Source organism: Pantoea sp. PSNIH1 (assembly GCF_007680655.1).
Lineage (GTDB): Bacteria > Pseudomonadota > Gammaproteobacteria > Enterobacterales > Enterobacteriaceae > Pantoea > Pantoea eucrina.
In genome coordinates, this window is sequence record NZ_VEIP01000001.1 from 315,015 (window position 1) to 340,812 (window position 25,798).

Annotated in this window: 19 protein-coding genes; 8 read left to right on the forward strand and 11 right to left on the reverse strand. The window is 59.5% G+C overall.

The window, feature by feature from the left end; all coding sequences use genetic code 11:
- Positions 1 to 1,047: a carbohydrate kinase family protein gene (locus tag FS690_RS01395; protein ID WP_145338970.1), complete on the forward strand. Its 1,047-nt coding sequence runs from the start codon at positions 1 to 3 to the stop codon at positions 1,045 to 1,047.
- Here FS690_RS01395 and FS690_RS01400 read toward each other — a convergent pair.
- Complete coding sequence (locus FS690_RS01400) at positions 990 to 1,730, reverse strand: response regulator (protein WP_039385241.1); 741 nt, start codon at positions 1,728 to 1,730, stop codon at positions 990 to 992. The two genes, FS690_RS01395 and FS690_RS01400, sit on opposite strands and share 58 nt — an antisense overlap.
- Before the next feature lie 405 nt (positions 1,731 to 2,135).
- Between FS690_RS01400 and FS690_RS01405 the strand changes: the two genes are divergently transcribed.
- Positions 2,136 to 3,434 carry an NCS2 family permease gene (locus FS690_RS01405; RefSeq protein WP_217647492.1) on the forward strand — a complete coding sequence of 433 codons (1,299 nt, stop codon included), beginning with the start codon at positions 2,136 to 2,138 and terminating at the stop codon, positions 3,432 to 3,434.
- A gap of 55 nt (positions 3,435 to 3,489) precedes the next feature.
- Here FS690_RS01405 and FS690_RS01410 read toward each other — a convergent pair whose 3' ends face one another.
- Complete coding sequence (locus FS690_RS01410; protein WP_145338971.1) at positions 3,490 to 4,944, reverse strand: AMP nucleosidase; 1,455 nt, start codon at positions 4,942 to 4,944, stop codon at positions 3,490 to 3,492.
- Between the two features lie 272 nt (positions 4,945 to 5,216).
- On the opposite strand from FS690_RS01410, the gene FS690_RS01415 reads away from it, so the two are divergent.
- Entirely contained in the window at positions 5,217 to 6,638 is a 1,422-nt protein-coding gene (locus tag FS690_RS01415) for an EmmdR/YeeO family multidrug/toxin efflux MATE transporter (RefSeq protein ID WP_145338972.1), read from the forward strand.
- Here the strand turns inward: FS690_RS01415 and FS690_RS01420 are convergent.
- From FS690_RS01420 to glyA, 9 genes are all read right to left on the reverse strand, one after another.
- Positions 6,627 to 7,385, reverse strand: coding sequence for a 3'-5' exonuclease (locus FS690_RS01420; RefSeq protein ID WP_039385234.1), 759 nt, complete (start codon positions 7,383 to 7,385; stop codon positions 6,627 to 6,629). The two genes, FS690_RS01415 and FS690_RS01420, sit on opposite strands and share 12 nt — an antisense overlap.
- Positions 7,386 to 7,392: 7 nt before the next feature.
- Positions 7,393 to 9,270, reverse strand: coding sequence for a DUF294 nucleotidyltransferase-like domain-containing protein (locus FS690_RS01425; protein WP_145338973.1), 1,878 nt, complete (start codon positions 9,268 to 9,270; stop codon positions 7,393 to 7,395).
- A gap of 64 nt (positions 9,271 to 9,334) precedes the next feature.
- Positions 9,335 to 10,993 carry a BCCT family transporter gene (locus tag FS690_RS01430; RefSeq protein ID WP_145338974.1) on the reverse strand — a complete coding sequence of 553 codons (1,659 nt, stop codon included), beginning with the start codon at positions 10,991 to 10,993 and terminating at the stop codon, positions 9,335 to 9,337.
- 182 nt (positions 10,994 to 11,175) lie between these two features.
- Positions 11,176 to 12,036 (reverse strand): formyltetrahydrofolate deformylase, encoded by an 861-nt coding sequence (purU, locus tag FS690_RS01435; RefSeq protein WP_039385228.1) that lies wholly within the window; start codon positions 12,034 to 12,036, stop codon positions 11,176 to 11,178.
- 62 nt (positions 12,037 to 12,098) lie between these two features.
- Positions 12,099 to 12,770, reverse strand: coding sequence for a sarcosine oxidase subunit gamma (locus FS690_RS01440; RefSeq protein WP_082032665.1), 672 nt, complete (start codon positions 12,768 to 12,770; stop codon positions 12,099 to 12,101).
- A complete protein-coding gene (locus FS690_RS01445; protein WP_145338975.1) occupies positions 12,763 to 15,783 on the reverse strand; it encodes a sarcosine oxidase subunit alpha in 3,021 nt (1,006 codons plus the stop codon). The genes FS690_RS01440 and FS690_RS01445 overlap by 8 nt, the downstream gene beginning before the upstream one ends.
- Before the next feature lie 12 nt (positions 15,784 to 15,795).
- Entirely contained in the window at positions 15,796 to 16,083 is a 288-nt protein-coding gene (locus FS690_RS01450) for a sarcosine oxidase subunit delta (protein WP_145338976.1), read from the reverse strand.
- Between the two features lie 11 nt (positions 16,084 to 16,094).
- Positions 16,095 to 17,348 (reverse strand): sarcosine oxidase subunit beta family protein, encoded by a 1,254-nt coding sequence (locus FS690_RS01455; protein ID WP_104085150.1) that lies wholly within the window; start codon positions 17,346 to 17,348, stop codon positions 16,095 to 16,097.
- Positions 17,349 to 17,433: 85 nt separating this feature from the next.
- Positions 17,434 to 18,699 carry a serine hydroxymethyltransferase gene (gene glyA / locus FS690_RS01460; protein WP_104085149.1) on the reverse strand — a complete coding sequence of 422 codons (1,266 nt, stop codon included), beginning with the start codon at positions 18,697 to 18,699 and terminating at the stop codon, positions 17,434 to 17,436.
- Between the two features lie 308 nt (positions 18,700 to 19,007).
- On the opposite strand from glyA, the gene FS690_RS01465 reads away from it, so the two are divergent.
- The 5 genes from FS690_RS01465 to dgcA all read left to right on the forward strand — a co-directional run bounded on the left by FS690_RS01465 (position 19,008) and on the right by dgcA (position 25,777).
- Positions 19,008 to 20,384, forward strand: coding sequence for an L-serine ammonia-lyase (locus FS690_RS01465; protein ID WP_145338977.1), 1,377 nt, complete (start codon positions 19,008 to 19,010; stop codon positions 20,382 to 20,384).
- A gap of 335 nt (positions 20,385 to 20,719) precedes the next feature.
- A complete protein-coding gene (locus FS690_RS01470; protein ID WP_145338978.1) occupies positions 20,720 to 21,868 on the forward strand; it encodes a GlxA family transcriptional regulator in 1,149 nt (382 codons plus the stop codon).
- 211 nt (positions 21,869 to 22,079) lie between these two features.
- A complete protein-coding gene (locus FS690_RS01475) occupies positions 22,080 to 23,057 on the forward strand; it encodes a dipeptidase (RefSeq protein ID WP_145338979.1) in 978 nt (325 codons plus the stop codon).
- 37 nt (positions 23,058 to 23,094) lie between these two features.
- A complete protein-coding gene (locus FS690_RS01480) occupies positions 23,095 to 23,622 on the forward strand; it encodes a 4-vinyl reductase (protein WP_145338980.1) in 528 nt (175 codons plus the stop codon).
- A gap of 91 nt (positions 23,623 to 23,713) precedes the next feature.
- A complete protein-coding gene (dgcA, locus tag FS690_RS01485; protein ID WP_071667967.1) occupies positions 23,714 to 25,777 on the forward strand; it encodes a dimethylglycine demethylation protein DgcA in 2,064 nt (687 codons plus the stop codon).
- Positions 25,778 to 25,798 lie beyond the last annotated feature (21 nt).

A 25,798-nucleotide genomic window follows, 5' to 3' on the forward strand; every position in this document is an offset into this window, starting at 1 on the left:
ATGACGGCACGCAGCGGCATTCTGGCCGCCGGTACTCTGCTGGTCGATCATGTCCAGCGCATTACGCACTGGCCGGATCAGGGCTGGCTGACCGAAATCGTGGCGCGCGAGCGCTGCAGCGGCGGCGCGGTGCCGAATGTGCTCCTGACGCTGGCGCGCATGCAGTCAGGTTTACCGCTGGCGGCTGCCGGTATCACGGGCGAGGATGCGGACGGTGACTATCTGCTGCAGCGACTGCGCGAGGAGGGGGTGGATTGCCGCGGCGTAACGCGCACCCGCGCGGCGGCCACTGCCATGACGCAGGTAATGACCGCGCCGGATGGTCAGCGCACCTTTTTTCACGCGCGCGGCGCCAGCGCGCTGCTTGATGTGGCGCATTTCCGCGACCTTACTACTCCGCACCGCATTTTTCACCTCGGCTATCTGCTGCTGCTCGACCAGCTTGACCGGCCCGACGCGCAGTTCGGCACGCGCAGCGCGCGGCTGCTGGCGCAGATGCAGCAGCGCGGCTATCTGACCTCGCTCGATCTGGTCTCGCGCGCCGGCGATCACCGCAGCCTGGTGCTGCCGGCGCTGCGCTGGCTCGACTATTTAATCATTAATGAGCTGGAGGCGGCGGCGCTGACCGGTATCCCGCTGCGGCACGGCGCCGGGCTGGCATCGCCGGAGACGTTTGCTGCCGCGGGCGCGTGGCTGCTGCAGCAGGGGGTGCGTCAGCGCGTGGTGATCCACGCGCCGGAAGGGGCGTGGGGGACAGAAAGGGGCGGAGAGGCGTGCTGGCAGCCGGCGTGGCAGCTGAATGCCAGCGACATTGTCGGCAGCGTGGGAGCGGGTGACGCTTTCTGCGCCGGCGTGCTGTACGCCAGCCACGAGGGCTTTACGCTGTCAGCCACGCTGCAGCTGGCGCACACCTGCGCCTGCTTTAACCTGCGCGCGGCGAACGCGCTGGATGGGATCCGGCCGCTGCCGGAGATGCAGCGCTGGATGGATCAGGCGATCTGCGATACGCGCGCTGCCGGACGCACCACGTCAGCTGAAAATACATAGCCGAGGCCGCGAATGGTGCGGATAAGGTTTGGCTGATGCGGATTAGCTTCGATTTTGCGCCGCAGCCGCATGATCAGCACGTCGATAGTGCGGTCAAAGACATCCAGCGTTTCGCTGTGCGTCAGCTCCAGCAGCTGGTCGCGGGTTAACACTTTGCGGGCGTGTGCGACCAGCGCGCGCAGCAGCGTATATTCCCCCTGCGTCAGCGGCACGCTTTCACGCTGCGGATTCAGCAGCTGGCAGCGCACCTCATCCAGCTGCCAGCCGTTGAACTGCCAGCCCGCAGGGATAACAGCGTCTGGTTCATCCTGCCTGCCGCTGCGGCGCAGTGCGGCGCGCGCGCGCGCCACGACCACGCGCGGATTAAAGGGTTTAGCGATATAGTCATCGGCACCCATTTCCAGGCCCACCACCATCTCCGCTTCCGAGCCCATTCCGGTCAGCATGATCACCAGCACATCCGGCCGCTCACGCTGGATCTGCTGCAGAACCAGCAGCCCGTTCGTATCCGGCAGCATCATATCGAGCATCACCAGCGAAATATCCGGATGCTGCGTCAGCAGCGCCTGAACATCGCGCCCGAGGTGGCAGCGATACACGGCGGAAACGTGCTCACTTAAGACATCGTGCAGCAGTTCGCAGATGGCACGATCATCGTCAACGATCAGTATCGCGGGCTTCATGGCGCGGCCTCGTTATCATGCAGAGAGTAAAGGCACTATAACCTGCTGTTTTTAGCCTGCTGAATCGTGCAGCAGAAACGTGAGCGATATCGCCAGGCAGAACGCGAAAGCGTGCGGCACCGCAAAATTATCGCGCTTTATAGGGCAGCAAGGAAAACGATTGCGCAGCAGCGGGGCAATGCACCATAATCGCGCCTCTTTCTGGTTCAGACTTTTCTTAACCGGATGCGCAACGGAAAACGTAAACGATTGCGCAGGAGATGGCACAGCAATTGCTATCAGGACAGGGGAAAGCGGAGGGGACACCTCACGTCCGGCAGGCTCGCTTTCAGCAACAACGATCAGCTGTTAACCACTTTGGCCAGTGAGAACGCGCAGCCGCTGCGTCTCCGCTCATGAGAGAAAATGATGTTAGAGAAACTGTTTAAGCTTAAAGCGCACAACACCACCGTGCGCACGGAGATCGTGGCGGGGATCACCACTTTCCTCGCCATGGCCTATATCCTGTTTGTTAACCCCTCTATTCTGGGCGCGACCGGCATGGATAAAGGGGCGGTGTTTGTGGCGACCTGCCTGGCGGCGGCGATCGGCTCAATTCTGATGGGACTGATTGCTAACTATCCGATTGCGCTGGCACCCGGCATGGGGCTGAACGCGTTCTTTACCTACACCGTGGTGCTGCATATGGGCTACACCTGGCAGATTGCGCTGGGCGCGGTGTTTCTGTCGGCGGTGATCTTCTTTGCGCTCTCGATCTTTAAAATCCGCGAGTGGATTATTGCCAGCATCCCGCTGCCGCTGCGCGCCGGCATCGCCGCCGGTATCGGCCTGTTCCTGGCGCTGATTGCGCTGGAAGGGGCCGGCATTGTGGTGGATAACCCGGCGACGCTGGTCGGGCTGGGCGATCTGACCAAACCAGGGCCGCTGCTGGCGCTGCTCGGCTTTTTTATCATCGTGGTACTGGAAGCGCGCCGCGTGACCGGCGCGGTGCTGATTGGCATTCTGGTGGTGACCTTTATCTCTATGGGCATCGGCCTGACGCCGTTTGGCGGCGTCTTCTCCGCGCCGCCTTCAATCGCGCCTACCTTTATGCAGCTCGATATTGCCGGCGCCTTTAATGTGGGGCTGGTAAGCGTTATTTTTGCCTTTCTGTTTGTTGATGTGTTTGATAATACCGGCACCCTGCTGGGCGTAACCAAACGCGCAGGTCTGGCAGATGAGCAGGGCAACGTGCCAAAAATGGGACGTGCACTGATTGCTGACAGCGCGGCTGCGCTGTTTGGCTCACTGCTCGGCACCTCAACCACCACCAGCTATGTGGAATCTGCGGCTGGCGTCAGCGCCGGCGGACGCACCGGCCTGACGGCCATTGTGGTGGCCGCGCTGTTTCTGCTGAGCCTGTTCTTCTCGCCGCTGGCGGGTAGCGTACCGGTCTGGGCCACCGCCCCGGCGCTGCTGTTCGTCGCCGTGCTGATGGCATCGGGCCTGGCGGAAATCGACTGGAAAGATGTGACGACGGCGGCACCGGTAACGGTAACGGCGCTGACCATGCCGCTGACCTACTCAATTGCGAACGGCATCGCCTTTGGTTTCATTACCTGGACCGTTGTTAAGCTGCTGAGCGGCCGCGCCCGTGAAGTGAATAGCGCACTGGTGATCCTCTCGCTGCTGTTTGTCATCAAGCTGGGCTGGCTCAGCGCCTGATGAAAAAAAGGGAAGCCCGGACGGGCTTCCCTGCTGATAATGGCTGGCCGGTGCGTTAGCGGAACGGCGGCTCATTAAAGGTGCGCAGCTTGCGGGAGTGCAGCTTATCGCCCTCGGCGCGCAGCAGCTCCACCGCACAGATGCCAATCTGCAGATGCTCAGAGATGGCCCCTTCATAAAAGCGATTCGCCTGACCCGGCAGCTTGATCTCACCGTGCAGCGGTTTATCCGATACGCACAGCAGCGTGCCGTAAGGCACGCGGAAACGGTAGCCCTGCGCCGCGATGGTCGCGCTCTCCATATCCACCGCCACGGCGCGGCTCAGGTTAAAACGCAGCGCGGAAGCGGCGTAGCGCAGCTCCCAGTTACGATCGTCCGTGGTCACCACCGTACCGGTACGCAGCCGCTGTTTAACCTCTTCACCCGGCATACCGCTCACTGACTTGGTTGCGTCATAGAGCGCACGCTGCACTTCGGCGATGCTGGGTACCGGAATATCCGGCGGCAGCACGCTGTCGAGCACATGGTCATCACGCAGGTAGGCGTGCGCCAGCACATAGTCGCCGATATTCTGACTTTCGCGCAGGCCGCCGCAGTGGCCAATCATCAGCCAGGCGTGCGGACGCGTGACCGCCAGGTGATCGCAGATCGTTTTAGCATTGGAGGGGCCCACACCAATATTGACCAGCGTAATCCCGCGTCGGTTAGGCGAGGTAAGATGCCAGGCGGGCATCTGGTGCTTTTTCCACGCCAGATCGGACATCATCGCCGCCGGATCGGCCGTTTCCGCCGTGATCACCACATCGCCGGCGCAGGCGAGGCTGTCATACGGCGTGGCGGGATCCTGCACCTGTTCTATCGCCCAGCGCACAAACTCATCGACGTACCGGGTGTAGTTGGTAAACAGCACGAAAGGCTGGAAGTGTTCCACTGCCGTACCGGTGTAGTGGCGCAGACGCGCCAGCGAGAAGTCGGTGCGCAGCGCGTCAAAGTGGGAGAGCGGGAAGCGGGCATCGGCGTTGAACAGGCCATCAGCGGTTTCATCGCCAATCTGCGACAGCTCGGTAGTCGGAAAGTGGCGGGCAATACTGGCGCTCATTGAGCGATCCAGCGACAGATCCGAGCCGTCAATCACGTAAGGGTAGGGGATCTCCTGCTGCGACGGCCCCACTTCAATCAGCACCTCATACTCTTTCTCAATCATCTGCAGCTGCTCGCTGAGATAGTGGCGCAGCAGCGCAGGGCGGGTAATCGTCGTGCTGTAGCGGCCGGTATGGGTAAAGCGGCCCCAGGCACGGGTGCGGTTCTGCTGCGGACCCTCTCCCTGCCAGGTCAGGCGCAGCTCCGGATAGACAAACAGCCCCTGCTGCCGCTGCTCTGCGTCAGGCAGCGTGCCTCGTTCAGTGAAGTCGCGAATGGCGTTGCGCAGTGCGTCAACTGCTGCTTCATAGCTGCGCTCCAGCTCATCCAGTGCCTGATGGGCAGTCAATCCGTTCCGTTGTGTTTGCATAGATTCTCCTTCAGGAAAATGGATCAGGTTGAGCAGAGCATAGCGGATAAACCGGCTGATATAATTAAGAATCTGTGACGCTATGCCAGCGTAATTATTGCGTACAGAAATTAACGTGGCTGCGCAAAGCGGGCAGAAATAAAAAGTTTGTAATAATGATTAAATGGCCGCCGCAAAGACTTTGCATAATCGCTGGCCGCCTATCATCATTACCTCTCCTCTCTCATCCAAAGTGATTTGGTACTCTCTTGCAAAATCCCGGTGTGGCAGTAATGCGGGCGGTGCGTAACACGGCGTGGTATCCGCGGCGCCGGATGTACCGCACGCTGTTGTGGCGTGAGATCGCGCCGCTGGCGATCCCTATCTTTATTGAAAACCTCTGCGTGATGCTGATGGGCGTGCTAAGCACGTTTCTGGTCAGCTGGCTGGGCAAAGAGGCGATGGCGGGTGTCGGGCTGGCAGACAGCTTCAACATGGTGATCATCTCCTTTTTTGCCGCTATCGATCTTGGCACCACGGTGGTGGTGGCGTTTAGCCTGGCGCGCCGTAACGGTAAACGCGCCCGCGCCGCCACCCGGCAGTCGCTGGGGCTGATGACCGTGCTGGCGCTGGTACTGGCGCTGGCGATAGAGTTCTGGGGACACCTGATTATCGACGTCATCGCCGGCAGCGCCGATCCGCAGGTCAAACAGCTGGCGCTGAGCTACCTGCAGACCTCCGCCTGGAGCTACCCGGCGGCGGCGATTGCGCTGATCGGCAGCGGCGCCCTGCGCGGGGCGGGCAACACCAAAATCCCGATGCTGATCAACGGCGGCATGAATATCCTGAACATCATGATCAGTAGCGTGCTGATTTATGGCGCGCTGGGCTGGGAAGGGATGGGCTTCGTCGGGGCGGGCCTCGGGCTGACGATTTCGCGCTATATCGGGGCGCTGGCGGTGCTCTATGCGCTCTGGCGCGGTATCAGCCCGGCGCTGAAGCTTACGCTCAGCAGCTACTTCCGCCGCTGGGATCGCGCCATTCTGATGGAGGTGCTGGGCATCGGGGTGCCGGCGAGTATTGAGTCCGTGCTGTTTAACGGCGGTAAGCTGCTGACGCAGATCTTTGTCGCCGGTATGGGCACCAATGAAATCGCCGGCAACTTTATCGCCTTTTCTATCGCCACGCTGATCAACCTGCCGGGCAACGCGCTGGGTTCGGCCTCTACCATTATTACCGGCAAGCGTCTGGGCCGGAATCAGGTGTTTCAGGCGGAGCGGCAGATCAGGCATGTGTTCTGGCTGGCGATGATCGGGCTCTGTACGCTGGCGCTGATCACCGTGCCGCTGGCGGGTACGCTGGCGCGCTTCTATACCCGCGACCCGGAAGTGATTGAAGTCACGAAACATCTGATCTGGCTCAACGCCGCGTTTATGCCGATCTGGACCGCCTCCTGGGTGCTGCCTGCCGGACTGAAAGGCGCCCGCGATGCGCGCTATACCATGTTTGTATCAATGTTCAGCATGTGGGGCGCTCGCGTGGTGGCAGGCTACCTGCTGGGCATCGAACTGGGCATGGGGGTGATCGGCGTGTGGCTTGGCATGTTCCTGGACTGGACGGTGCGCGGTCTCTGCTTCTGGTGGCGGCTCAATAGCGGCAAGTGGCTGCATAACTACCGGCGTATGGTGGCAAAAGCGGCTGGCTCAGCACCATAACTCACGCAAAGGCGTCTGCGGCGGAAAATGGTGGGCACACTGCGCCTGTAGCAGCTCGGCACAGCCCAGCGCATCCGTCAGCGCGTTATGGGCCGGGTAGTGCGGCAGATGATAGCGCGCCCGGCTCTCCGGCAGGCAGAGCGAGGGGCGTGACCTGCCGCGCCAGAGTCTCTTCAGCCGGCTGAGCGGCGCGTGCTGACAGAGCAGCCCCTCCAGCGCCAGCGTGTCGATACAGGGGAAAATAATGCCCTCTCCGATGCGCCGCTGCAGCGCCGCGTTCAGAAAATGCTGCTCAATGCCGCGATGGTGCACCACCATGACGCGACCCGCCATCATCGTCAGCAGCTTCAGCAGCCGCTCGCTCAGGTCGGGCGCCTGCGCGACCGTCGCGTGGGTGATGCCGTGGATCACCACTGATTCATGGCGCAAGTCGGCCCGCGGGTTGAGGATCCAGTGTGCGCTTTCACTCAGCCGGATACGCGTCAGGCTGAAAGGGATAAGGCCGATACTGACAATATCGTCGCGCCGGGTATTCAGCCCGGTGGTTTCAAAATCCATTGCCAGCAGCGGCACCTCGCCGATCGGCGTCGCCGCGTCCGGTACGCCCGCCCGGTAGTAGTGCTGCAGCGCCGGATGGCGTGCCGTCGCGGCCTGCTGCGCCAGCAGCGCGGGCCACGCGGGCGCGACTCCCGCATGCGGCGCGGGCGCGGGGGCGGAACGCAGCAGCTGTTTACTGATGTGCAGCATGTTTACCTCACACTTTCCGGCCTGGCTGATAGCGGTATTTGAGAAATTTTTGTGCGTTGCTCAGGATCTGAAACGCATCTTTGAGATTTTTGCGTTCGAACTCAGAAAGATTAAGCGGTTCAATGCGGTTATCCGGCTCCTGACCGCTCTCCACGTCCTGCGCCTGATGGCGGATACGCACCATCGAGATAAACTCCAGCGCATCGCGCAGATCCTGACCGCGTCCGTGCGGCAGCAGGTCGGTTTGCATAATATCCTGCAGCCGATCAAACGAGTTGCGAGCGGCTGAACCGGCCGCCAGCGCGTGCACGCGGATCAGATCCGCCAGCGGCGCGGTGCCGCGCCGTTTCATATCGATAGACTGCGTATGCTGACCGGAAGGCTCCATGACAAAATTTTTAAAGAACCCCAGCGGCGGTTTGCGCAGCAGCGCGTTGCGCGCCATGCAGGCGAGAAAGCGCGAGTTGTGCCGGACTTTATGCGTAATGCGTTTATTCAGCTGCTCGCCCCACGCCAGCTGGCCCCAGACGGCATCAAGATCGAAGAAGATTGCGCTGTCGAGCAATGTCTGCGGGGAAGGGGTGTCGATCCACTCATCAAAGTATCCTTCCCAGACGGCCAGCGGCTGCCGCCAGCGGCCGTTAGTGGCCATGATGTTGCCGCTGCAGTAGTGATAGCCGCACGCCGCCAGGCCGTCACAGACGCGGCGCGCCAGCGCCATAAAATAGGCTTCATGGCGGGATGCATCATACCGGTTGTCGAGGATCAGTGCGTTATCCTGGTCGGTGACCAGCAGCTGCTCCTGGCGCGCCATCGACCCCAGCGTGATAAAGCAGTAGGGCACCGGCGGCGGCCCCAGCTCCGCTTCAGCCAGCGCCAGCAGCCGCTGCGTAAAACTGCGTCCAATCACCGCCATGGCGCGGCCCGTCATCTGCGAATTGGCGTCTTCACGCACGATGCGGCTAAAGCAGGCGCGTACCTCATTTTTCAGCGTGCTCAGCTCACTGATGCTGTTGCAGTGAAAAATGCGGCTGACGAGAAACAGGCTGTTTTGTGACTCATAGCGGATAATATCTGACTGGGAAATCACTCCTACCGGCAGATCCTGCTTCAGCACCGGCAGATGATGTATGTTGTGCTGCATCATGATGAGCATCGCTTCAAACACCAGCTGGTGGTGACTGACGTGGGTCAGCTGCCCGGTCATAATTGTCGCGACTGGCGTATCGAAGCTCAGGCCGCGGGCAATTACCCGGTCGCGCAGATCTTTATCCGTGACGATCCCAGCCAGCGTTTGGGAACGCTCCCCATCCGCCTCCGGGGTCACAATCAGCAGGGATGAGACGCCCTCTTTACTCATTTTCTGTGCGGCTTCACACACCGTGGCGCGGCTGTCGATGGTCACCGGTGGCCGGCTGATTAGCGCCTCGATGCGCGACGTCATCAGGTCGCTCGCCTCTTCGGTACGCGCCACGGTCTGCCGCAGCCGGGTGCGATCTTCCACCTCTACCAGGTCGGCAAACTCTTCATATTTGCTGAACAGCTCATTAAAAATCGGGGCGGGAATCAGATAGGTCAGCGTATCTTCCAGGGCGGTAACCGGAAAGCGCACGCTGTTCTCGCGCAATAAGCCGAACTCACCAAAATAGCCGCCGGCGCTGAGGCGATTATAGAGGTCGCCGTTGCGGCGATAGATCTCCACTGCGCCGCTGCGGATGAGATACCAGGCGTCAACCTGCTGACCAAAGGTGAGGATCGGCGTGCCGGCTTTGTAATAGCTCACCTCAAGGGTGGCTGCGATCCGTGCCAGCGCCGTCAGCGGCAGGGTGTTAAACGGCGGGTAGCGCTGAATAAAATCGATGATTTCCTGATGTCCGGCCTGCATAGCGATCTCCCTTCCTGCACCTGCAGCGGCGGATAGCCTGGCCGGCTATCCGCCTGCGTGCGTGCTATTGATTGCGCACGGCGGGAGCCGGGCGCGTCGGGCGCGGCTCAGAGAGCAATCCCTTTATAACGGCGACCGATGCGACCAGCAGCACCAGTGCAAAAGGCAATCCGGTGGAGACCACCATTGCCTGCAGGGCATCCAGCCCGCCGCCGAGGATCAGTACGATGGCGACCAGCGCTTCAAACACGCACCAGAATACGCGTTGCGCAGTCGGGGATTCAATTTTACCGCCGGAGGCGATGATATCGATCACCAGCGTGCCGGAGTCAGCTGAGGTGACAAAGAACACCACCACCAGAATGATGGCGACCACGCAGGTGATTTTGGCCAGCGGCAGCGTGTCGAGCATGGTAAAGAGCTGCAGCGGCAGAATCGCATCAGCAATACTCTGATATCCCTCAGTAAAATATTGATGGATAGTGGTGCCGCCCAGTACCGTCATCCACAGTACACACGCCAGTGACGGGACCAGCAGCACGGAGATGATAAACTCCCGTACCGTGCGACCACGTGAAATACGCGCGATAAACATGCCGACAAACGGTGACCAGGAGATCCACCACGCCCAGTAGAAGGAGGTCCAGCCGGCGGCAAAATTGCTGTCTGGACGGGAGACCGGATTGGAGAGCGCGGGCAGGAACTCAATATAGGAGACGAGGTTAGAGAAAAAGCCGCTAAACAGCAGCATGGTCGGGCCGACCACGATAATAAACAGCAGCAGCAGACCGGCGAGGATCATGTTCGCTTCTGATAAGCGCCGCACCCCGGCGTCCAGCCCGGCGACCACAGAAAAGGTGGCAATAGCGGTAATCGCGATCACCAGTACAATCTGCGTGGTTTGTCCCAGCGGTACATCAAACAGGAAATTCAGTCCGGACGCCGCCTGCGAGGCACCCAGCCCGAGCGAGGTAGCGAGGCCAAACAGCGTGGCCAGCACGGCAAGGATATCGATCAGATGACCGGGCCAGCCCCATACGGCGTCACCCAGCAGCGGATAAAAGAGTGACCGGATAGTCAGCGGCAGGCCTTTGTTAAAGGTGAAGAGGGCCAGTCCCAGGGCAAGAACCGCATAGATCGCCCACGGATGGAGCGCCCAGTGGAAAATCGTAGCCGCCATGGCCAGCCGCGTAGCCTCTTCTGCTGATCCACTCGCACCGCCCAGCGGCGCCCAGTCGGTACGCACGCCATTTTCAGTGGCCGTGCCGCCTATCGCGCTGGAGAAATGCGACAGCGGCTCCGAGACGCCGTAAAACATCAGGCCGATGCCCATACCGGCGGCAAACAGCATCGAAAACCAGGTGACATAGTTGTAATCGGGGCGGGCGAGGGTGCCGCCGAGACGCACCTTGCCCAGCGGGGAGAAAACCAGACCCAGGCAGATGATCACGAAGACATTACCGGCAGAAAGAAAGAACCAGTCGAGTTTGCTGGTAAGCCAGTTAAGCATGCCTTTGAACAGCGGGGCAACGTCACTCTGAAACACCAGCGTTAATATAACGAATACGATTACGGCAATGCCGGATATCGCAAATACCCGGTTGTGAATATCCAGACCAAATGGCCCGACGTTCACGATAATATTATCCTGGCCTACCTGATAGTCAGTATCATAGGGTGATACTTCGCCATCAGGCGTCATCGGATCTCTGGAATCCGCCATAGTGATTTCCTCGCGACTTACGTGTTGTTGTTAAAAACCTGCCGCTGATGTCAGGACAGGTTCTGTTTTATTTAACGCTGAAGGTCGTGATCAATCCCTGATTACCCTGTTTTCCGAAAAAAGATAAAAACGTGCAGCCTGCTGGTGCATGTGCTGCACATTTATATTCAACACTGCACCGGCTAACTAAATACCACCGTGCGCTTGCCGCTTAAAAATACGCGTTTCTCGACGTGATAACGCACCGCGTTAAATAGCGTGACGCGTTCAATATCCTGGCCGCGGCTGATAAGATCGTCGGGATAGAGCGCGTGATCCACGCTCTGAATACCCTGCGTAATAATCGGTCCCTCATCCAGATCATTATTAACGTAGTGCGCCGTGGCACCGACCATTTTGACTCCTTTCTCCCACGCCTGATGATAAGGACGCGCGCCTTTAAATCCCGGCAGCAGAGAGTGATGAATATTAATGGCTTTACCGTCGAGCTTTTCACACATCCGCGGTGAAAGAACTTGCATGTAACGTGCCAGAACCACCAGGTCGATATTATATTGTTCCAGCAGAGCGAGAATCTGCGCTTCCTGTTCTGCGCGATTCGCATTATTTACCGGCAGGTGGTACCAGGGGATGCCGTGCCATTCCGCCAGGGAGCAGAGATCGGGATGGTTGGAAATAATCAGCGGCACATCAATAGATAATTGTCCGGTGCGATGCCGGAATAACAGATCGTTCAGGCAGTGATCAAATTTAGAGACCAGAATAGCCACGCGTTCACGATGCTGCGGCGGGGTAAGCTGCCACTGCATCTCAAACGGAGTGACGCGCGGCGTAAAATTATCGCGAAATATATCGGTACTGAAGTGCGCGGCTGGTGAGAAAGCGACGCGGATAAAAAAGTGGTGGCTGACGCGGTCGTCGAACGAATGGATCTCATTAATATAGTGACCCGATTCCGCCATAAACCGGGTCACGACATCCACCGTGCCTAATTTACTCGGGCAGCTGGCGGTAAAAATCCATGAATCGGGCAGCACGCTCATGGGCGACTCCTGATAATAAGGGAAAGGCGTGCCGGTGGAGAGAGAGCCGGCACGGCCGGATATTACGCGGTGATCTTCAGCCCATATTCGCGGCTGGCATCCCGCAGCCAGAGCCAGATGTACTCTGCAAAGCTGCGGCGGATCACCAGCTCCCAGCTTTCCGGACCGGTGCGGCGGATCAGCGCGCTGCTCTTCGCAAACACCGATCCGGCAACTTTGCCGACCGGAAACTGTGACGGATGCAGGTCAAGCACCGTGCTCTTTTTCAGTACATCGACCGCGTGTTTACCGGAGAGCGCCAGAATGGTCTGTCCGCCGCTGACGTTCACCACCGAAAAGTGACCAGTAATTTCAGCGCGCAGCGCTTTCTCCACCGGGAACAGCTGATCCATCGGCAGTACCACCAGCCACTCATCGGGACTGAGCCAGCGCACGGAGATATCGCCATCTTCGGCGGAGGTCAGCGGCGCGGTGGGCAGCGGCAGGCCTAATACCGTCAGGCAGCCCTGCATAAAGCTCGCGCTGTTTTGCGAACCGCGCAGCACCAGATGCCCGCGCAGCGCCAGCTCACGCAGTTCAACGCCCGCCTGCTGCGACTGGCTGGCAGTGACGTTACCGCGATCGGCATGGTGCAGCGGCGATTCAGCGCGTACCTGCGGCGCACTCTGGTTCATTACCGCGACCTGTCTGACGGCCTCTGCGGGTTTGGTTTCAGGTAAGAGGGTTTCAGACATGTTGACGTTCTCCTTTCGGATCGATAAAGACCGGGCTGCAGATTTCCGCTTCCACCACGCGGCCATCTGCCAGCGGATAAAACACGGTTTCGCCCATACGCTGCAGTCCGCCTTTGATAAAGCCCATTGCGATACTGCGGTTCAGATTGGCGCTCCAGTAGCTGGAGCTGACGTGGCCCAGCAGATCCATCGGCACCGGCTGCTGCGGATTGGCTACCGCCTGCGCGCCTTCCGGCAGGACCACCAGCGGATCGCGCGTTTTCAGGCCGACCAGCTGTTTACGCTGCTCGCGCACGCAGTCTGCCCGCGCCATACCGCGCTTGCCGATATAGCTGAACGGCTTTGAATCGGCGACGCACCAGCCCATATTGAGATCGTGCGGCGTCACCGAGCCATCCGTATCCTGACCGGCAATAATAAAACCTTTCTCCGCCCGCAGAATGTGCATGGTCTCCGTGCCGTACGGCGTCAGATCATATTTCGCGCCGTGCTCAAACAGCTTCTCCCAGACCGCAAGGCCGTAGTTTGCCTGCACGTTGATCTCAAACGAGAGCTCACCGGTAAACGAGATGCGGAAGATACGCGCCGGTACGCCAGCGACCGTGCCTTCCTGCCAGTCCATGAACTTAAAGGTCTCTTTATCCAGCGACACATCGCTGCAGAGTTCCGCCAGCAGGTTGCGGCTCTCCGGACCGGAAATGGTCATGGTCGCCCAGTGATCGGTTACGCTGGTGAAGAACACCTCCAGCTCCGGCCACTCGGTCTGGTGGTAGAGTTCCAGCCACTCCATAACGTGCGCCGCGCCGCCGGTGGTGGTGGTCATCAGAAAGTGGTTCTCCGCGAGGCAGGAGGTTACGCCGTCATCAAACACCATGCCGCTTTCACCGCACATCAGGCCGTAGCGGCACTTGCCGACGCCGAGTTTAGCCCAGGCGTTGGTATAGACGCGGCTGATGAATTCGCGCGCATCTTTGCCCTGAATATCAATTTTGCCGAGGGTAGAGGCATCGAGGATGCCGACGCCGCTGCGCACCGCGCGGCATTCGCGATCCAGCGACTGCTGCATGGTTTCACCCGGACGCGGGTAGTACCACGGACGCTTCCACTGGCCAACATCTTCAAATTTCGCCCCCTGCTGCACGTGCCACTTATGCATCGCGGTAAAGCGTTTGGGATCGAACAGCTCGCCGCAGTTACGCCCCGCGATAGCGCCAAAAGCGATCGGGGTATAGTTCGGACGGAACACCGTGGTCCCGGTCTCGGGAATGGTTTTGCCCGTTACTTTGGCGGCAATCGCCATACCGTTGATGTTGCCGAGCTTTCCCTGATCGGTACCAAACCCCATCGCCGTATAGCGCTTGATATGCTCAATCGCCTCAAATCCTTCGCGCGTTGCCAGCGCAATGCCGGCCGCTGTGACATCATTCTGATAGTCAACAAACTGCTTTGGCGCGCGGCTGATCGGTTTGGTGTGCGGAATATGAAACAGCGCGGCGGGCGGATGCTCAATCCACTTTTTCACTTCGGGCAGGGCGACCTCAACCGGCGTCAGGCCGAGTTGCAGTACGGCATCCTGACCCGCTTTGATCCCTTCCTGCAGCACATTGTCGAGCGCGTAGCGGCCGTTGATGCCGCCCGCCGTCAGCTGCTGCTGCGCGGTCGGGCCGGGCAGAAAGCCAATCACTTCATTGTTCCAGACCGGACGGCTGCCGGTATGTCCGGCGAGGTGGATCACCGGGCTCCAGCCACCGGAGCTGGCGACGGTATCGCAGGAGAGGGTAAAGGGCTTACCGGTGAGGGCGTCGCCTTTTTTATCGATGGCGGCAATAGTGACGCCGCTGACGCGCTTTTTACCCTGCACGTCGATCACCGCGCTGCCGCTAATTACCCGAATGCCGCGGCGGCGCACGGCGGCGGCCAGCTCGCCTTTGGTGGCGGCGCGGGTATCCACTACGGCCACCACTTCGCGCCCGGCATCGGCCCAGTCCAGCGCGGTCTGATAGGCGCTGTCGTTCGTGGTCATCAGCACCAGCTGATTGCCGGGCACCACGCCGTAGCGGTTGATATAGACGGAGATGGCGGAGGGGATCATGCAGCCGGGCACATCGTTATGGCTGAAGACCAGCGGGCGCTCCTGCGCGCCGGTGGCAAGCACCACCCAGTGCGCCCGCACGCGGTGCATGCGCTGGCGTACCTGTCCGGCCGCCGCGCGGTCGCCGTGGTAATCGGTGCGGTTCTCATTAATGGTTAAGAAGTTATGATCGTGATAGCCGTTCACCGTCGCGCGCATCAGCAGCGTCACTTCCGGCATGGTGGCCAGCTCAGCCACCACCTCAGCCACCCAGTCGGCGGCCGGCTTGCCCTCGATCAGTTCGCGGCTGGCGAGCAGGTGTCCGCCCGGTTCGCTTTGCTCATCCGCGAGGATCACGCGTGCGCCGCTGCGGCCGGCGGTCAGCGCCGCCATCAGGCCCGCCGGACCGGCACCGACGATCATCACATCGCAGTGCTGATTCATGGCGTCGTAGATATCAGGATCTTTTTCGCGCGGTGCGCGTCCCAGCCCGGCGGCCTTACGGATAAATTTCTCGTAAGTCGGCCACATTGACTGCGGATACATAAAGGTTTTGTAGTAAAAGCCGGGCGGCATCACTTTGCCGCCGAGGTTACCCACCAGCCCCATCAGGTCAGATTCCACATTGGGCCAGCCGTTGGTGGCCGAGCAGACCAGCCCCTCATAGAGCGTCTGCTGCGTGGCGCGCACGTTGGGCACCTGCGTCGCCTCTGAGGCGCCCAGCTGCAGCACCGCATTAGGCTCTTCCGCGCCCGCGGCAACGATGCCGCGCGGGCGGCTGTATTTAAAACTGCGTCCGACAATATCGATACCGTTGGCGAGCAGGGCAGAGGCGACGGTATCGCCTTCGTAGCCCTGATACTGACGGCCGTTCCAGGTAAAGTTCAGCGGGGTGGAACGGTTGATTCTGCCGCCGGACGGCAGGCGATTTTTCTGGCTCATGCTCTGCGCTCCTTACCCTTGCTCGCCGGCTTCAGGCTGTTCATCGAGTGTATAAACACGTTTGATTACATACGTCTGTGTGTCACGCGTCAGGTTGAAAAATTTACGGCAGCCGGCGCTATGTACCCAGAGTTCGTTATGCATACCGCGCGGATTTTTGCGGAAATAGAGAAAGGTTCCCCACTCCTCGTCGCTGCAGGCATCCGGATTAGCGGGCCGGGCGATATGCGCCTGACCGCGCGGATGAAACTCTTCTTCTTCGCGATACTCACCACAGTGAGGACAGTAAATGTGCAGCATGCTAAAAGTCCTTAGTGGGCCACGCCCGCAGCGCCATGTTCATCAACCAGGGCCCCGGTGTAAAAACGGGACATTGCAAAAGGTTCAGCGATTGGATGCGGCGTGCCGTGCGCCAGCTGGTGGGCAAACAGGTTGCCGGAGCCGGGGGTGCCTTTGAAGCCGCCGGTGCCCCAGCCGCAGTTGAAAAACAGGTTGCGTACCGGGGTCGCGGAAAGGATGGGGCTGGCGTCAGGGCAGGTATCAACAATGCCGCCCCACTGGCGGTTCATGCGTACGCGGCTGGTGCAGGGGAAGAGCTCAACAATCGCCTGGATCGTGTGCTCAATCACGCTGTAGGATCCGCGCTGGCCATAGCCGACCCAGCCGTCGATGCCGGCGCCAATCACCAGATCGCCTTTATCAGACTGGCTCATGTAGCCGTGTACGTGGTTGGACATCACAACCGTATCGAGAAAGGGTTTAATCGGCTCGGAGACCAGCGCCTGCAGCGGATGCGACTCCACCGGCAGTTCAAAGCCCGCCATTTTCGCCATCACGCCGGAGTTGCCGGCGGTGACGCAGCCCACGCGATCGGCTTTGATCACGCCGTGGTTGCGGGTTTTCACGCCGGTGATCTTGCCGTCGCTGATCTCCATATCGATCACTTCACAGTTCTGGATCAGATCCACGCCCAGGCTGTCGGCGGCGCGGGCATAGCCCCAGGCCACCGCATCGTGGCGGGCGTTGCCGCCGCGGCGCTGCACCGAGGCGCCCAGCACCGGATAGCGCGCATCTTTACTGCAGTCGAGCGCCGGGATCTCGCGCTGCAGCTGGTCGCCATAGACCATTTCGTTATCGACGCCCTGCAGGCGGTTGGCGTTCGCCAGCCGCTCATTGGTGCGCAGATCCTGCAGCGTGTGGCAGGTGTGGTAGACGCCGCGCTGCGAGAACATCTGGTTGTAGTTCAACTCCTGCGACAGGCCTTCCCACAGCTTCATGGAGTGCTCATAGAGCGCGGCGGACTCATCCCACAGGTAGTTAGAGCGGACAATGGTGGTGTTGCGGCAGATGTTGCCACCGCCGAGGTGGCCCTTTTCCAGCACCGCCACATTGGTGATGCCGTGCTCCTTTGCCAGATAGTAAGCGGTAGCCAGACCGTGACCGCCGCCGCCGATAATAATCACGTCATAGCGTTTCTGCGGTGTCGGGTTGCGCCAGACCTTCTGCCAGTTCTCATGAAAGCTCAGACTGTGTCTGAGCAGGCCAAATCCTGAATAGCGTTGCATGTTTATCTACTCCCGTAACGATACCGCGTGTGCGAATGGACAGAGGGTAAGACGGCGCCCCGCGGCAGGCCGGGGGCGTTCTGGCTTAGCGGTAAACCGGGAAATCTGCACACAGCGACAGCACCTGCTGCTTCACCTGCGCAATTTTCACTTCCAGCTGCTCCTCGTTGTGCATGACGTCGAGGATGTCTGCGATCCAGCCTGCCAGCGTGCGGCAGTTCTCCTCGCTAAAGCCGCGCGTGGTGATCACCGGTGCACCGATGCGCAGGCCGGAGGTCACAAACGGCGACTGCGGATCGCCCGGTACAGCATTTTTATTGACGGTGATATTGGCGCGGCCCAGCGCGGCGTCCGCCGCTTTGCCGGTCAGGCCCTGTTTGATCAGGCTCAGCAGAAACAGGTGGTTATCGGTACCGCCCGAGACCACATCGTACTGACGCGCAATAAAGACCTCCGCCATCGCCTGCGCATTTTTCACTACCTGGCGCTGATAGTTTGCGTAGTCAGGCTGCATCGCCTCTTTAAAGGCTACCGCTTTGGCGGCGATAACATGCATCAGCGGACCGCCCTGGCCGCCGGGGAATACGGCGGCATTCAGTTTCTTCTCCAGCTCCGGATTGGCTTTCGCCAGGATCAGACCGCCGCGCGGACCGCGCAGGGTTTTATGCGTGGTGGTGGTGACCACGTCAGCGAACGGCAGCGGATTAGGATAGATACCGGCGGCGACGAGGCCCGCGACGTGTGCCATATCGACAAACAGCCACGCGCCCGTTTTATCGGCGATAGCGCGAAAGCGTGCCCAGTCAACCACGCGTGAATAGGCGGAGAAGCCAGCCACAATCATTTTTGGCTTATGCTCCAGCGCCAGCGCTTCCACCTGGTCGTAGTCGATCTCGCCCGTTGCTTCGTTCAGGCCATACTGCACGGCGTGATAGATCTTGCCGGAGAAATTGACGTGTGCGCCGTGCGTCAGATGGCCGCCGTGCGCCAGACTCATGCCCAGCACAGTGTCACCCGGCTGGCACAGTGCCATATAAACCGCCGCGTTAGCCTGCGAGCCGGAGTGCGGCTGCACGTTGGCGTAATCGGCGCCGAACAGCGCACAGGCGCGTTCAATCGCCAGTTTCTCCACGATGTCGACATATTCGCAGCCGCCGTAGTAGCGTTTGGCCGGATAGCCCTCCGCATATTTATTGGTCAGTACCGTGCCCTGCGCCTGCATAACGCGCGGGCTGGTGTAGTTCTCTGAAGCGATAAGCTCAATGTGCTCTTCCTGACGCACTGCTTCCTGCTCTATCGCCTGCCACAGTTCACTGTCAAAGCTCTGAATGGTGTCGCTTTTCGCAAACATGCTCTCTCCTTGCCCGGATAATCGCGCGGCGCCTGCTCCGGAACTGAGCCATTCAGGGCAGCGATGAATTGAGTGTGAGTTGATAATACCCAGCGCCACTGCGGCCAGGATGTTTGGTAACGCCGGGGCTATGTCAATTTGCGACATAGGGCGCTGCCCGCCACCGTGCGGCAGGGTAAGGCGGCTACGCCGGGCGGAAAATGGCGAGTTCACAGTGAAATGCGTCGTTCTCCGGCATCCATCGATTTTTTACGCCATCGATAATGCGGCAGGTAAACACTACATGGCCGTGAGCCCGGGAGAGCAGAATGAGTATTAGCGTCTTCGATTTATTTAAGGTCGGAATTGGCCCCTCCAGTTCGCACACCGTCGGGCCCATGCGCGCGGCGCAGCGCTTTGTTGAGCAGCTGAGCCAGAGTGCCAGGCGGCAGGCGCTCTGCCGCATTAAAATTGAACTGTTTGGCTCGCTGAGCGCAACCGGACGCGGGCACAGCACGGACAAAGCGGTGCTGCTCGGGCTGATGGGGGCCTCACCGGATACCATCGATCCGCACATCATTGACGCCACGGTACAGGCGATCTGTGAAACCGGTTCAGTGACGCTGCCGTGGGGGGAAAACATTGAATTTGACTGGCATCAGGATCTGCTGTTTGTGGATGACGTGCTCGCTTATCACCCGAACGCCATGCGGCTGAACGCCTATTTCCGCACCGGCGACAGCCTCTCGGTGGTCTATTACTCCATCGGCGGCGGCTTTGTGCTGGATGAAGAGGAGGCCACGGCCACTGCACATCTGGTGCCGCAGTGCACGCTGCCCTATGACTTTAACAGCGGAGCGGAGCTGCTGGCCCACTGCCGCGAAAAGGGGCTGCGTATCAGCGCGCTGATGCTGGAAAATGAAAAGGTATGGCGTGACGAAGCGGCGATCCGCAGCGGGCTGGCGCAGATCTGGCAGGTGATGCAGCAGTGTATCGCTAACGGGCTGGCCCAGGAGGGTATCCTGCCGGGCGGCCTGCAGGTGCGCCGCCGTGCGCCAGCGCTCTATCAGTCTCTGCGCCGCGCCTCAGCGGAGAATGTCATCAGCTCGACGCTCTCCGCTATGGACTGGATCAATCTCTATGCGCTGGCGGTCAATGAAGAGAATGCCGCGGGCGGGCGCATGATGACGGCACCGACCAACGGCGCCGCCGGCATTGTCCCGGCCGTGCTGATGTACTACATGCAGTTTGAACCCCGCGCGCGCGAAGAGGATGTGGTGGACTTTCTGCTGGCGGCGGCCGCGGTCGGGGCGCTGTGCAAAAAGAATGCATCTATATCCGGCGCTGAGGTGGGCTGTCAGGGCGAGGTCGGCTCCGCCTGTGCCATGGCGGCGGCTGGCCTCACGGACGTGCTGGGCGGCACGCCGGAACAGGTTGAGAACGCGGCGGAAATTGCGCTGGAACACAATCTTGGCCTGACCTGCGATCCGGTGGGCGGGCTGGTGCAGGTGCCCTGTATTGAACGCAACGCGATTGCGGCAATGAAAGCGATTAATGCCGCGCAGATGGCGCTGCGCGGCGATGGTCAGCACTTTATTTCGCTGGATAAAGTGATCCGTACCATGCGCGATACCGGCCGCGATATGCAGGATAAATACAAAGAGACGTCGAAAGGGGGTCTGGCAGTCAACGCGATTGAATGTTAATTCTGTGTAACTAATTGGTTACGACAGCTTATGCGGATCGCCATACGGACAGGCAGTGGACAGTGATGTAAAAGAGTGCAAAATGCGCTGACTTAACCAAAACGGGTCAGCGTCTGCACTGTTTTGAGGCTAAAGGGAGCAGTTCGTGCAGCAATGATCAAATCTGTGAAGCTGAACAAACATTTGTTTCGCTTATGTTAACTGTGTGTCATTTTCCGCAGGGCCATCCTGGTGACGAATGGCATGTCTGTTGCTTACTCTATAGGTGATGGAAAGCGATTGGGGGAGATGCCCCCGGGTAATGTTTCTGTTTAGCCTAATAGAGGTCAGCGCACATGTTCGACACAGACGCAATTTTGAAAAGTCCCTCTACTGATATTAAAAAGCGCAGCGTAGGCTTTTTACTGGTCAATAATTTCACCATGATGGCTCTGGCAACCGCAGTTGAACCTTTACGCATGGCGAACCAGCTAAGCGGTAAAGAGTTGTATAGCTGGTGTACCGTCAGTGAAGAGGGTGCGCCCGTTGTGGCAAGTGATGGTATTTCAATTACGCCCGATCATTCGATGGCTAACGTGGCAGCACTGGATGTGCTGATCGTGGTCGGGGGTGTCAACATTACCCGCAGTTATACCAGCCGTCAGGTGAGCTGGCTGCAGAGCATGGCGCGCCGCAAAATCCTGATTGGCGGCATCTGTACCGGACCCTATCTGCTGGCGGAAGCCGGGCTGCTGGATGGGTATCACTGCAGCGCGCACTGGGAGTGCATTGCGTCCATGCAGGAGGCGTATCCCAAAGTCATCTGTACCAACCAGCTGTTTGTGATTGAGCACGATCGCATGACCAGCAGCGGCGGCACCGTGCCCATGGATATGATGCTGACGATGATCCAGCGCCATTTTGGTCACCAGCTTACCGCCGGGATCTCAGAGATGTTTATCTGCGATCGCGTACGCAATGAATCAGACTACCAGCGTATTCCGCTGCGCCACGTACTCGGTACGGCGCAGCCAAGCCTGGTTGAAGCGGTCTCGCTGATGGAGGCCAATATTGAGGAGGCGATCGATCTTGACGAGCTGGCAGGTTACGTCGGCCTGTCGCGCCGTCAGCTGGAGCGGCTGTTTCAGAAATACCTGCGCTGCTCGCCCTCACGTTACTATCTGAAGCTGCGGCTGTTCCGCGCCCGCCAGCTGCTGAAGCAGACCTCCATGTCGATTATTGAAATCGCCCTGGCGTGCGGCTTTGTCTCTACGCCGCACTTCAGCAAATGCTATCGCGAACATCTTGGCGTGCCGCCACGCGAAGAGCGGCGGGGCGTACACAGCCAGGGAGGCGGCAAAACGCTGACGCAATTTTTTATGGCAGAACTGCCCGGTCTGACCAACTGGCAGCAGGAGAGTACGGTATCGGCTTCTCTGCGCATCCTGAATGAAGCGCGTTTTGAGCCAACCTTTGGCTCAGTGGCTTTATCAACGGATGTCTGACGCATCCCGCCTGTAATTCACGCCGGCTGAAAACGCTGCCTTCAGGGCAGCTTTTTTATGTCCGCTCATCGGTTTAAACCATCCGTTCACTTTCCGGGGCTGCGCCAGCTGTCAGGCAAGTGACGTTTTCAGAACAATTCATCCGCAGCGTAAACCCTATTCTGTTTTCATTCGGCCGCACCCGGTTATGAATCAAACCAGAGAGGAAGATATGAACGCTACTGAATTGCACGATTCTGCGATTGTCATCGATGGGCTGGTAATTGCGAAATGGGACAGAGAGCTGTTTGAGGATATGCGCCGCGGCGGGCTGACGGCTGCCAACTGCACGGTCTCCGTCTGGGAAGGGTTTCAGGGCACGGTTAATAATATCGTGGAAATGAATAACCTGATTGCGCAGAACGCCGATCTGGTCACCAAAGTAACCAACACCCGCGATATCCGGCGCGCCAAAGATGAAGGCAAAACCGGCATCCTGATGGGCTTCCAGAACGCGCACGCGTTTGAAGATCAGCTGGGCTACATTCAGGTGTTCAAAGAGCTGGGCGTGGGCGTGGTGCAGATGGCCTATAACACGCAGAATCTGGTCGGCACCGGCTGCTATGAGCGTGATGGCGGCCTCTCCGGTTATGGTCATGAAGTCGTGGCGGAGATGAACCGCGTCGGCATGCTGTGCGACCTTTCGCACGTGGGCGCGCAGACCTCAAAAGAGGTGATCCTCGCGTCGAAAAAACCGGTCTGTTACTCCCACTGCCTTCCCTCTGGCCTGAAAGATCACCCGCGTAATAAATCTGATGAAGAGCTGAAATTTATTGCGGACCACGGCGGATTTGTGGGCGTCACCATGTTTACCCCGTTCCTGAAAAATGGCATTCACTCCACGCTTGAAGATTACGTGGAAGCGATCGACTACATCTTCAACCTGGTGGGTGAAGATCAGATCGGCATCGGCACCGACTTCACGCAGGGCCACGGTCAGGCATTTTTCGAGTGGCTGACGCACGACAAGGGCTACGCCCGCCAGCTCACCGACTTCGGCAAAATCATCAACCCGGAAGGCATTCGCACGCTGGGTGAATTCCCGAACTTAACGGCTGCACTGCTGCGCCACGGCTTTACCGAGAAGCAGGTGCGCAAATTTATGGGCGAGAACTGGCTCAACCTGCTGGCAAATGTCTGGCATGAGTGATCGTCTGGCCTGTTCACACCACTAAGCGAGGTAAACCATGGCACATGCGCCTGAAATGCCCATCAGCGTCGATGATGAAACCGGCGTCTGGACCACCGATGCGTTACCGATGTTGTACGTGCCCCGGCACTTCTTCGTGAACAACCATATGGGCATTGAAGAGGAGATTGGCGCTGAACGCTACGCCGCCATTCTCTACAAAGCGGGCTATAAATCGGCCTGGCACTGGTGCGAAAAAGAGGCTGCGCTGCACGGTCTCTCCGGTGACGCCGTATTTGAGCACTACATGAAGCGTCTTTCTCAGCGCGGCTGGGGCTTCTTTTCCACCGAAGCGCTCGATCTGAAACAGGGCACGGCGCGGATCCGGCTCGATCACTCTGCGTTCGTCTATCAGTACGGCAAGGTCAACCGCAAGGTGGACTACATGTTTACCGGCTGGTTTGCCGGCGCGATGGATCAGATTGCGCAGAGCCTCGGCTACAGCGTGAAAACCCGGGCGGTGCAGACGCAGAGCGCGGCCGAAGAGGGATGTGATTACGGCATTTTTACCGTTTCGCCAGTATAAAACCGGGTACGCAGCGCCGGCTGCGTACCCCGCACAACAACTGAACCGCAGGCTGGCGGGCCGGATATCAGAACGGAATTAAGGTGAAGCTATGTCACAGTTTGATCTGCTGTTTGAGCCATTGAAGATAAATAAACTGACTATCCGCAACCGTATTGTCAGCACCGCCCACGCCGAGGTGTATGCCACTGACGGCGGGATGACCACCGATCGCTATGTGCGCTATTACGAAGAGAAAGCCAAAGGCGGCTGCGGGCTCTGTATCTGCGGCGGCTCAAGCGTGGTCTCGATCGACAGCCCCCAGAGCTGGTGGAGTTCGGTTAACCTGAGTACCGACCGGATTATTCCGCACTTTCAGAATCTCGCCGATGCCGTGCACCAGCACGGCGGCAAGATCATGATCCAGATCTCTCACATGGGGCGGCGCTCGCGCTGGGATGGCGAGAACTGGCCCAATCTGATGTCACCCTCCGGCATCCGCGAGCCGGTGCACCGCGCCACCTGCAAAACCATTGAGGAAGAGGAGATCTGGCGCGTTATCGGCGACTTCGCCAAAGCGGCGCAGCGCGCCAAAGCGGGTGGCCTCGACGGCGTGGAGCTCTCCGCCGTGCATCAGCATATGATCGACCAGTTCTGGTCACCGCGCGTTAATAAGCGTACCGATGAGTGGGGCGGCAGTTTTGAAAAGCGGATGCGCTTTGGCATTGAGGTGCTGAAAGCGGTGCGTGACGCGGTCGGCCCCGATTTTGTCGTCGGCATGCGCATTACCGGTGATGAGTTTCATCCCGACGGCCTCAGCCATGAAGATATGCGGCAGATCGCCGCGTACTACGATAAAACCGGCATGGTCGATTATTTTGGCGTGGTCGGCTCCGGCTGCGACACCCATAACACGCTGGCGAACGTTATTCCGAATATGAGCTATCCGCCCGAGCCGTTTCTGCATCTGGCGGCGGGTATCAAAGAGGTGGTCACGGTGCCGGTGATCCACGCGCAGAATATTAAAGATCCCAATCAGGCGCAGCGTATCCTCGAAGCGGGCTACGTCGATTTTGTCGGGATGACGCGGGCGCATATCGCCGATCCGCACCTGATCGCCAAGATCAAAATGAATCAGGTCGATCAGATCCGCCAGTGCGTCGGCGCCAACTACTGCATAGACCGGCAATATATGGGGCTGGATGTGCTGTGCATTCAGAACGCGGCCACCTCGCGCGAATATATGGGGCTGCCGCATATCATCACCAAAACCGAAGGGCCGGTGCGCAACGTCGTAGTGATTGGCGGCGGTCCGGGCGGGCTGGAGGCAGCGCGCGTGGCGGCAGAGCGCGGGCATAAGGTCACGCTGATTGAGCGCGCCAGCGAGCTGGGCGGGCAGGTTACGATTGCGGCAAAAGCGCCGCAGCGCGATCAGATGGCCGGTATCACGCGCTGGCTGGCGATGGAAACTGAGCGTCTCGGCGTGAAGGTGCTGACTAATACCACGGCGGATATGGCGATGATCCGCGATCTCACCCCCGACGTCTGCATCCTTGCTACCGGCGGAGAGCCCTTCCTGGAGCAGAACCCGGAGTGGGGAGCGGCGGAAGGGCTGGTGGTCTCCAGCTGGGATGTGCTGAACGGCGTGGTGGAGCCCGGCAAAAACGTACTGGTGTATGACGCTATCTGTGAGTTCTCCGGTATGTCCGTCTCCGATTTCCTCGCCGCGCGCGGTGCGCTGGTGGAGCTGGTAACCGGTGATATCAAACCCGGCGTGGGCATTGGCGGCACCACCTTCCCGACCTACTATCGCAGCCTGTATGAAAAAGCGGTGGTGATGACCTCCGATCTGGCGCTGGAGAAGGTCTATCGCGAAGGCGAGAAGCTGGTGGCGGTGCTGGAAAATGAATACACCGGGCAGAAAGAGGAGCGGGTGGTGGATCAGATTGTGGTGGAAAACGGTACCCGTCCTAATGAGGAACTCTACTACGCGCTGAAAGCGGAATCGCGCAACAAGGGGCAGATTGACGTGGAAGCGCTGTTTGATATCCGTCCGCAGCCGGTGCTGGCGCAGGCGGGCAGCGGCATGATCCTGTGGCGGCTCGGCGACTGCGTCTCGCAGCGTAACGTTCACGCCGCGATCTACGACGCGCTGCGTCTCTGCAAGGATCTGTAGCTTCGCCGTCGCTGACGTAAA